We start from the raw sequence: 8,878 nt of genomic DNA, 5'->3' as shown, positions 1-8,878 counted from the left end.
TGTCCAAGCGCGGCCAGGGCACGGGCTATTCCGGCATCGAGAACCCGCTGTTCTACAAGGACAACACGCGGATGTTCTACGGCGACGCCAAGACCTCGCTGGAGGCCCTGCTGAAGCTCCTCTGAGCTGCAACAGCGACATCGCGAAAAAGGGCGGGTGCGGCAAAGGCTGCGCCCGCCCCTTTTCGTTTCAGGGCGGCTGGGCCGAGCAGCATCGTCGCCCCTGAAGCCTTTCGTCCGGCAGATGTCGGCGTATGGTATACAGTCGAACCCTTACATCCCAGGAGCGGCCATGGCGCCTCAGCACGATTCCGCCAGCCGGGTGGACCGGATCTGTTCCGTCGTCCGCCGGGCGATCATCGAGCGGGCGCTGGCGCCCGGCGACAAGCTGCCTGAGGATGCGCTTGGCGAACGCTTCGGCGTCAGCCGCACGATCGCCCGCCAGGCGCTGGGGCATCTCGCCGGCGAGGGCCTCGTCGACCTGCGGCGCAACCGCATCGCCGTGGTCGCGACACCGACCTTCGAGGAAGCGCGCGACACGTTCGACATCCGCATCGAGCTGGAGCGCCTGGTCGTCCGGCATCTCGCCGGCCGCCTGAGCGAGGATCAGCTGGCCGAGCTGAACGCCCACATCACCGGCCAGGAGGCCGCCGCGGGCGGCCCGGAAGCCGCCTCGATCCGGCTGGCCACCGACTTTCACGTGCTGCTGGCGCGAATGACCGGCAAGCCGATCCTCATCCGCTACGTCAGCGAGGTCGCCTATCGCAGCGGCCTGTCGCTGTCGGCATACGGCCGGCCGCATTCGCCCGAATGCGGGGTCAGCGAGCACCGCGCCCTCGTGGACGCGTTGGCGGACGGCGACCGGGACACGGCGGTGCGGCTGATGGCCGAGCACCTGGAATCGGTGGCGCAGCGCGCCTTCCTGCCGGAAACCCACCCGCGGACCAAGAGCCTCGTCGATATCCTGGCGCCGTATCTAGAGGGTTGAGACGGCCCGTTTCGCGGGTCCATCGTCACGCACGCCGGAACAAACTTCGCCTCGCCCCTTGGCATCGTACACATTTATCGCATACGATCTAAGCACTGAAATGTATGCAAGTTATTTGAGCAGCCAGTTGCCTCCTTCCTGGGCAGAGGCTGCGAAATCGATGCCCCGTTCATCCACGAAAAGCGGTGAACTCAACCAATCGACAGGAGAAATTGCATGATCCGGACCAAGATCCTCGCCGCCACCACGGCCCTGCTGCTCGTCGCCGGACCGGCGCTGGCCGAGACGCTGACGGCGGGCGCCAACATCGGCAACGTGCCCTGGGAGTTCCAGGACGAGAATTCCGAGATCGTCGGATTCGAGGTGGAGCTGCTGCGCGAAGTCGCCGAGCGCCTCGGCTATGACGAGCTCGACATCCAGAACGTGCCCTTCAACGGCCTGTTCTCCGCCGTCCAGTCCGGCCGCATCGACGTGGCGATCTCCTCGATCACCATCACCGACGAGCGCCTGCAGTCGGTGTCCTTTGCCCAGCCCTACTACGACAGCGACCAGTCGCTCTCGACCCGCGCCGATTCCGGCATCACCGGCACGGCCGACCTCGACGGCAAGACCGTCGGCGTCGATACCGGCTCGACCGGCGACATGTATTCGACCGAGCGCGAGGCGGACTGGGGTCTTGCCGGCATCAGCCGCTACGAGGGTCTGAACCCGGCGATGCTCGATCTCGCGGCCGGCCGCATCGACGCCTACGTCTCCGACATCCCGGCCGTCGCCTATTACCTCAAGGACAAGCCGGACATGACCGTCGTCGAGCGCCTGGCGACCGGCGAGCAGTATTCGATGATGTTCGCCAAGGACAGCGAGATCGCCACCAAGGCGAACGACGTGCTGACCACCCTCAAGAACGAGGGCTTCATCGCCGAGCTGCACGAGAAGTGGTTCGGCACCGAGCCGGAGGCGACCACCAGCACGGTCGAAGTGCGCGACATGCCGAAGCCGAAATCCTAAGCCGCAACACCCTGCGGGGCCGGGCGCGCGCCCGGTCCCGCGACCGATGCAAGGAACGCTGACGCCCGATGGATATCGTCGATACCTTCTTCAATGTCGGCGTCCTGGTGCGCTACTTCCCGCTTCTCCTGGAGGGGTTGTGGCGCACCATCGCGCTGGGCGCGCTGTCGATCGTGCTGGGCCTCCTCGGCGGATTGGTCCTTGCCATGCTCCGCCTCTATGGCGGTCGCTTCGTCAGATTTCTCGTCGTCGCCTATATCGACGTGTTCCGGGCGCTGCCGGTGCTGGTCTGGCTGGTCATCGTCTATTACGCGCTGCCCTTCGTCGGCATCCGCCTTTCCGCCTTCGCCTCGGCGACCACCGCCCTCACCATGATCTCCAGTGCCTACACGGCCGAGATCTATCGCGCCGGCATCCAGGCCATCCCGCGCGGCCAGTTCGAGGCGGCGCAGTCGATCGGGCTCAGCCAGTGGTATCTGATGCGCGACGTGGTGCTGCCGCAGGCCTTCCGGATCGTCATCCCGCCGCTGACCAACAATTCGATCAACGTCATGAAGGACACCGCGCTCGCCTCCGTCGTGGCGCTGCCGGACCTCCTGAAGCAGGCGACGCAGGCGCAGGCGCTCGCCGCCAACCCGACGCCGCTGATCGGCGCGGCGATCCTCTATCTCCTGCTGCTGTTGCCGCTGGTCCGGCTCGTCGCCGTCTTCGAGGCGCGCTATGCCGCCAAGGGCGCCCGCTGATGGCCCGCCCGATCATCGAAATGCGCGGCGTCGGCAAGAGCTTCGGCCAGTTCCAGGCACTGAAGAAGATCGACCTCGCGGTCGACGCCGGCGAGGTCGTGGTGCTGCTCGGCCCCTCCGGCTCGGGCAAGTCGACGCTGATCCGCTGCATCAACCTGCTCGAGGAATACGATACCGGCGACGTCATCGTCGACGGCACGCGGGTCGAGCCCGGGCGGCAGCTGCAGAGCGTGCGCCAGGAAGTCGCGATGGTCTTCCAGGCCTTCAATCTCTTCCCCAACCATACCGTCCTCGACAATGTCGCGCTCGGCCCGGTGCGGGTCCGCAAGCTGTCCTGGGAGGACGCCCGCGCCCGCGCCCGCCGCCTGCTGGAGCGCGTCGGCATCGCCGAACAGGCGGATAAATACCCGATCCAGCTCTCCGGCGGCCAGCAGCAGCGCGTCGGCATCGCCCGCGCGCTGGCCATGGAGCCGCGCATCCTGTTGTTCGACGAGCCGACCTCGGCGCTCGATCCGGAAATGGTCGGCGAGGTGCTGGACGTCATCAAGGGCCTGGCCGGCGAGGGCGTCACCATGCTGCTGGTCACCCACGAGATGGGCTTTGCCCGCCAGGTGGCCGACCGGATCGTCTTCATGGAGGCGGGCGAGATCAAGGAAATCGCCACGCCCGAACAATTCTTCACGGCGACAACGAACGAGCGCGCCCGCGCCTTCCTCGACGCCGTCCTCAATCACTGACGGCTGGCATTGATGCCGGGCGCTGTCCCGGCGAGCCGCCGATACCACGCAGAAGGCAAGTCATGACACTCGACATCGATTTCGTCCGCCGCCAGTTCCCGGCGCTTTCCGGCGACTGGGTCTTCATGGACAATGCCGGCGGCAGCCAGGTGCTGTCGCGCGTTGCCGACCGCATCTCCGACTATCTGCTCACCTCGAACGTCCAGACCGGCGCGAGCTACGCGCCGTCCCAGCGCTCGACCGAGCGGGTGCGCGAGGCGCGGCGGGCCTTCGCCGGCTTCGTCAATGCCGCCGATCCCGGCGAGATCGTCATGGGCGCCTCGACCACGATGCTGATCCGCGTCCTGTCCGAGGCGATGACCGGCAAGCTCCATCCCGGCGACGAGATCATCGTCACCAACACCGACCACGAGGCCAATATCGGCCCCTGGCTCAAGCACGAGGGCCGCGGCGTCGTCGTCAAGTTCTGGCGCTGCGATCCCGAGACGCTGGAGCTCGACCTCGGCGACCTGAAGGCGCTGATGACCGACCGCACGAAGCTCGTCTGCGTCACCCACGCCTCCAACATTCTCGGCACGATCAACCCGATCGCCGAGATTGCCGCCGTCGCCCATGCCGGTGGCGCCGAGCTCTGCGTCGACGCCGTCGCCTATGCGCCGCACCGCGCCATCGACGTGCAGGCGCTCCAGTGCGACTACTACATATTCAGCGTCTACAAGGTGTTCGGGCCGCATTTCGGGGTGATGTGGGGCAAGCGCGAGAAGCTGCTCGAGCTCGACAACATCTACCACTATTTCTTCGGCAAGGACTCCGTGCCGCACAAGCTCGAGCCCGGCAACATCAACTACGAGCTGGCCTACGGCTCGATCGGCACGGTCGACTATGTCGAGGAACTCGGCCGCATGGCCGGCGCCACGGCCGGCCGGCCGGCGATCGAGGCGGGCTTTGCCGACATCGCCGAGCAGGAGCGGGCGATCACCGCGCGGCTGATGGACTTCCTTGAGAGCCGCAACTCGATCCGCATCGTCGGCCGCACCTCCAGCGCCATCGCGGACCGCGTCGCGACGGTGAGCTTCACCGCCGGCGAGCGCAATTCGAAGGAAATCGTCGACCAGGTCGATCCCGCCTTCATCGGCATCCGCTATGGCGACTTCTATGCCAGGCGGCTGGTCGAGGATCTCGGCCTGATGCCGCAGAACGGCGTCGTGCGGGTCTCCATGGTCCATTACAACACGCTGGAAGAGGTCGACCGCCTGGTCGCCGCGCTGGAGCCGGCGCTCTAGCGCCGCTTCCTCCGCCCAGCCCGCATCCCTGCCCAGAGTCTCCCCATGCGCTTCGACCTTGTCATCCGCAACGGCACCATCGCCACCGCCTCGGACGTGTTTGCCGCCGATCTCGGCATCAAGAACGGCGTCATCGTCCAGATCGGCGGCGCCATGGACGAGGCGGCGGAGAGCATCGACGCTGCCGGCAAATACGTGCTGCCGGGCGGCATCGACAGCCACGTCCACATCGCCCAGCCCTCCGGCGAGGGGATCGTCATGGCCGACGATTTCGAGAGCGGCACGCGCTCGGCGCTGTTCGGCGGCAACACCATGGTCCTGCCCTTCTGCCTGCAGGAAAAGGGCCGGCCGCTGCGCGAGGCGCTGAAGGCCTATCACGCGCTGGCCGAGGGCAATTGCTACACCGACGTCAGCTTCCATCTGATCGTATCCGACCCGAGCGAGGCGGTGCTCGGGCAGGAACTGCCGGCGCTGGTGGAAGACGGCTACACCTCCTTCAAGGTGTTCATGACCTACGAGGATTTGCGGCTGAGCGATGCCCAGATCCTCGACACGATGGACGTCGCGCGGCGCACCGGCGCGCTGGTCATGGTCCATTGCGAGAACGAGGACGCGATCCGCTACCTCATCGGCCGGCACGAGGCGGAAGGCACCGTGGCGCCCCGGGCGCACGCGACGACGCGGCCGATCGCCGTCGAGCGCGAGGCGACTCACCGCGCCGTCTCGCTGGCCGAGGTCGCCGACGTGCCGCTGGTCATCGTCCACGTCTCCAACCGCGAGGCGATGGAGGAGATCGAGCGCGCCCGCCGCCGCGGCCGCAAGGTGATCGGCGAGACCTGTCCGCAATATCTGATGCTCACCGCCGACGATCTCGACGGCATGGACTGGGAGGGGGCGAAATTTGTCTGCTCGCCGCCGCCGCGCGACACGGCCAGCCAGGACGCCTGCTGGGACGGGCTGGAGCGCGGCGTCTTCGACCTGTTCTCCTCCGACCACTGCCCGTTCCGCTACGACGACCCGGCCGGCAAGCTGAACCCGAAGGGTTCCAGGAACTTCCGGCATATCCCGAACGGCATTCCGGGCGTCGAGCTGCGCCTGCCGATCCTGTTCTCCGAAGGAGTGATGAAGGGCCGCATCGACCTGCCGCGCTTCGTCGCGCTGACCGCCACCAACCAGGCCCGCACCTACGGCCTCTATCCGCAGAAGGGCACGATCGCCGTCGGCGCCGACGCCGACATCGCCATCTGGGATCCAAGCCTCACCCGCACGGTCCGCCACGCCGACATGCATGACGGCGCCGACTACACGCCCTACGAGGGGGCCGAATTGACCGGCTGGCCCACCACCGTGGTTCTCGGCGGCAAGATCATGCTCCGCGACGGCACGCTGACCGGCACGAAAGCCGACGGAAGCTACCGCTCCCGCGGCCGCTCGCAGTTTGCGACGGTGCCGCCAAAGGTCGGCGCGGGAACATAGGGACGGAGCCTGTGCCCGCCTGGCCTGCTAGTTCGGCCCGGATCGGGAGGCTGACGGCTGACGGAAACACGATATAACGGGAAAGTTTGGACACCGTCGCGCGTGCGGTGACCAGGGGGGCCCGATGTTTCTCAGCGTGTTCGACATCTTCAAGATCGGCATCGGCCCCTCGAGCTCGCATACGATGGGCCCGATGGTGGCGGCGGGTCGGTTCCTCGAGGCCTTGCAGCGGGGCGATGACCGGGTCGCGGGTTCGGGACCGGTGGCGCGGATCGCGGTGACGCTGCATGGCAGCCTCGCCTTCACCGGCAAGGGCCACGCCACCGACCGCGCCGTGGTCCTCGGGCTGCTCGGCTTCCGCCCGGACGATTTCGACCCGGAACGCGCCGCCGAACGGGAAGCCGAACTGGCAGCGACAGGTCAGATCTTGGTACCCGGCCTCGGGCGGGTCGGCTTCGATGGCCTCGACGGCGTCGTCTTCGATTACGGGCCGCCGCTGGAGGCTCATCCGAACGGCCTGGTTCTGCGCGCCTTCGACGCCGCGGGCGGGCTGCATCGGTCGGAAACCTATTATTCGGTCGGTGGCGGCTTCGTGCTGACCGAGCGGGAGATCGCCGCTTCCGGTCTCCGCGGCGACGACGCGGCGGCGGACCGGCCGTTTCCCTTCGCCAGCGCCGCCGAGATGCTGCGCATGGGGGCACTGTCCGGCCTGCGCATCGCGGAGATGAAACGCGCCAACGAGACGGACGGCCGCACCGGCGACGACCTCGACGCCGGGCTCGACCGGATCTGGGCGGTGATGGACGACTGTATCGACCGCGGCCTGCGCACCGAGGGCACGCTGCCCGGCGGGCTCAACGTGCGGCGCCGCGCGCCGGCCATCCACCGGGCGCTCGTCGCCGAGAGGGGCAGCAACTCGGCCCAGCCGCATGCGGTGAACGACTGGCTGTCGATCTACGCCATGGCGGTCAACGAGGAGAATGCCGCCGGTGGGCGGATCGTCACCGCCCCGACCAACGGCGCGGCGGGCGTCCTGCCGGCGGTGATCCGCTATTACCGCGACCATTGCGTCGGCGCGCACCATGGGGGGATTCGCGACCTCTTGCTCACCGCCGCGGCGGTCGGCGGCATCATCAAGACCAACGCCTCGATCTCCGGCGCCGAGGTCGGGTGCCAGGGGGAGGTCGGCTCCGCCGCCGCCATGGCCGCCGCCGGGCTCTGCGCCGCCTTGGGCGGCAGCAACGCCCAGGTGGAGAATGCCGCCGAGATCGCGCTCGAGCATCATCTCGGCATGACCTGCGATCCGGTCCGCGGCCTCGTCCAGGTGCCCTGCATCGAGCGCAACGGCCTCGGCGCGATCAAGGCGGTGGCCGCGGCCTCGCTGGCGCTCCGCGGCGACGGCGAACACGTCATCCCGCTCGACAACTGCATCGAGACGATGCGCCAGACCGGCCTCGACATGCACAGCCGCTACAAGGAAACCAGCCTCGGCGGCCTCGCGGTCAACCTGCCGGAATGCTGATGGGGCGGCGCAAACCGGCGTCTCAGGCAAGTCCCGAGAAACCGGTGGTCGGCTGCTTGAAGGAATGTGACGTAGCAAGTGTCGTCGTCGACCACCCGAGTACCGCCGGGAGCCATCAACCTCTTTGATCTTGCGGAAACTCCTGCATCTCAGCGTCTGAGAGAGGACTGGTGCCAGGAAAGGAGTCGCCACTTCGAATTAGTTTCTTGTTTTAATTGATGAATAATATCTATCTTTGACTAAAATACCCCCATATCTACCCCTCAATCCTTTAGCAGCATGAGAGCGTTCCAGATCCCCTTTCGTCGTGCGGCGACATTCCCGGAGGAGTCACCAGCAGACAAAGCCGCCATCGACGATGAGGTCGTGCCCCGTCACGAATGAGGCAGCACCGCTGGAAAGGAAGATCGCCGGGCCGACCATTTCACGCACGTCGGCCATGCGACCCATCGGCGTCGTTTCCTCGAAGACCCGGCGCTGCTCGGCGACTTCTGGCCGCAGGTTCATCGGCGTCAGCGTGTACCCGGGACTGATGGCGTTGACGCGGATGCCGCGTTCCGCCCATTCCATGGCAAGGCTTCGGGTGAGGTGGATCACCCCTGCCTTCGACGTGTTGTAGTGCGCCTGCAAAAGCCCGCGGTTGACGATCGAGCCTGACATGGAGGCGATGTTGACGATGGAGCCGCGCCCGCGCGGCAGCATCATGCGCGCTTCCGCCTGCGCCGTCAGGAACAGGCCTGTGAGATTGATGTCGAGCATGGTTCGCCACTGCTCTTCGGACATGTCTTCGGCGGCAGTCGCATTGGCGATGCCGGCTGCGTTCACCGCGACCGACAGCGGCCCCAGTTCGGCCTCGACACGCGCCACCGCGTTGGCTAGGGCGCTCGCGTCACGGACATCGGCCTCCAGCACCAGACAGCGGCGGCCATGCTGTTCGATCCCCTTTGACGAAGCGGCGAAGCCGTCGCTGCCGGGACGGTCGAGGCAGGCGACATTGGCTCCCGCCTCGGCAAGACCGATGGCGATCGCCTGGCCGATGCCGGATGCGGCGCCTGTCACAATGGCGGTCTCGCCGGAAAGATCGAAAAGCGTCATGAAGCTGGTTCCATCCTGGTGTGGTTG

The 8,878-nt window shown here is 67.0% G+C and carries 9 protein-coding genes; 8 read left to right on the top strand and 1 reads right to left on the bottom strand.

All coding sequences use genetic code 11. From position 1 onward, the window contains the following. From GTW51_RS07825 to GTW51_RS07790, 8 genes are all read left to right on the top strand, one after another. Window positions 1–125 (top strand): NAD(P)(+) transhydrogenase (Re/Si-specific) subunit beta (locus GTW51_RS07825; RefSeq protein ID WP_163043328.1); only part of this gene is annotated, 125 nt, incomplete at its 5' end. 166 nt (window positions 126–291) lie between these two features. Next, window positions 292–987: a GntR family transcriptional regulator gene (locus tag GTW51_RS07820; RefSeq protein ID WP_163043327.1), complete on the top strand. Its 696-nt coding sequence runs from the start codon at window positions 292–294 to the stop codon at window positions 985–987. Window positions 988–1,203: 216 nt separating this feature from the next. Then, window positions 1,204–1,995, top strand: a complete 792-nt coding sequence (locus GTW51_RS07815; protein ID WP_163043326.1) for a transporter substrate-binding domain-containing protein — start codon at window positions 1,204–1,206, stop codon at window positions 1,993–1,995. A gap of 68 nt (window positions 1,996–2,063) precedes the next feature. Next, window positions 2,064–2,738 (top strand): amino acid ABC transporter permease, encoded by a 675-nt coding sequence (locus GTW51_RS07810; RefSeq protein ID WP_163043325.1) that lies wholly within the window; start codon window positions 2,064–2,066, stop codon window positions 2,736–2,738. After that, entirely contained in the window at window positions 2,738–3,475 is a 738-nt protein-coding gene (locus GTW51_RS07805; protein ID WP_163043324.1) for an amino acid ABC transporter ATP-binding protein, read from the top strand. The genes GTW51_RS07810 and GTW51_RS07805 overlap by 1 nt, the downstream gene beginning before the upstream one ends. Window positions 3,476–3,537: 62 nt before the next feature. Continuing rightward, window positions 3,538–4,758 carry a cysteine desulfurase-like protein gene (locus GTW51_RS07800; protein WP_163043323.1) on the top strand — a complete coding sequence of 407 codons (1,221 nt, stop codon included), beginning with the start codon at window positions 3,538–3,540 and terminating at the stop codon, window positions 4,756–4,758. Window positions 4,759–4,803: 45 nt separating this feature from the next. After that, window positions 4,804–6,234 (top strand): dihydropyrimidinase, encoded by a 1,431-nt coding sequence (gene hydA, locus GTW51_RS07795; protein WP_163043322.1) that lies wholly within the window; start codon window positions 4,804–4,806, stop codon window positions 6,232–6,234. 124 nt (window positions 6,235–6,358) lie between these two features. Next, window positions 6,359–7,756 carry an L-serine ammonia-lyase gene (locus GTW51_RS07790; protein ID WP_163043321.1) on the top strand — a complete coding sequence of 466 codons (1,398 nt, stop codon included), beginning with the start codon at window positions 6,359–6,361 and terminating at the stop codon, window positions 7,754–7,756. 330 nt (window positions 7,757–8,086) lie between these two features. Here GTW51_RS07790 and GTW51_RS07785 read toward each other — a convergent pair whose 3' ends face one another. Next, window positions 8,087–8,851 carry an SDR family oxidoreductase gene (locus tag GTW51_RS07785; RefSeq protein WP_163043320.1) on the bottom strand — a complete coding sequence of 255 codons (765 nt, stop codon included), beginning with the start codon at window positions 8,849–8,851 and terminating at the stop codon, window positions 8,087–8,089. Window positions 8,852–8,878: the final 27 nt, after the last annotated feature.

This window comes from Aurantimonas aggregata (assembly GCF_010500835.1).
GTDB lineage: Bacteria > Pseudomonadota > Alphaproteobacteria > Rhizobiales > Rhizobiaceae > Aurantimonas > Aurantimonas aggregata.
This window is presented reverse-complemented; position numbering and strand designations above follow the sequence as displayed.

Excerpts from the sequence above, each read along its gene's own strand:
- GTW51_RS07820 (WP_163043327.1), top strand. The coding sequence starts at position 292 with ATGGCGCCTCAGCACGATTCCGCCAGCCGGGTGGACCGGATCTGTTCC.
- GTW51_RS07815 (WP_163043326.1), top strand. The coding sequence starts at position 1,204 with ATGATCCGGACCAAGATCCTCGCCGCCACCACGGCCCTGCTGCTCGTC.
- GTW51_RS07810 (WP_163043325.1), top strand. The coding sequence starts at position 2,064 with ATGGATATCGTCGATACCTTCTTCAATGTCGGCGTCCTGGTGCGCTAC.
- GTW51_RS07805 (WP_163043324.1), top strand. The coding sequence starts at position 2,738 with ATGGCCCGCCCGATCATCGAAATGCGCGGCGTCGGCAAGAGCTTCGGC.
- GTW51_RS07800 (WP_163043323.1), top strand. The coding sequence starts at position 3,538 with ATGACACTCGACATCGATTTCGTCCGCCGCCAGTTCCCGGCGCTTTCC.
- hydA (WP_163043322.1), top strand. The coding sequence starts at position 4,804 with ATGCGCTTCGACCTTGTCATCCGCAACGGCACCATCGCCACCGCCTCG.
- GTW51_RS07790 (WP_163043321.1), top strand. The coding sequence starts at position 6,359 with ATGTTTCTCAGCGTGTTCGACATCTTCAAGATCGGCATCGGCCCCTCG.
- GTW51_RS07785 (WP_163043320.1), bottom strand. The coding sequence starts at position 8,851 with ATGACGCTTTTCGATCTTTCCGGCGAGACCGCCATTGTGACAGGCGCC.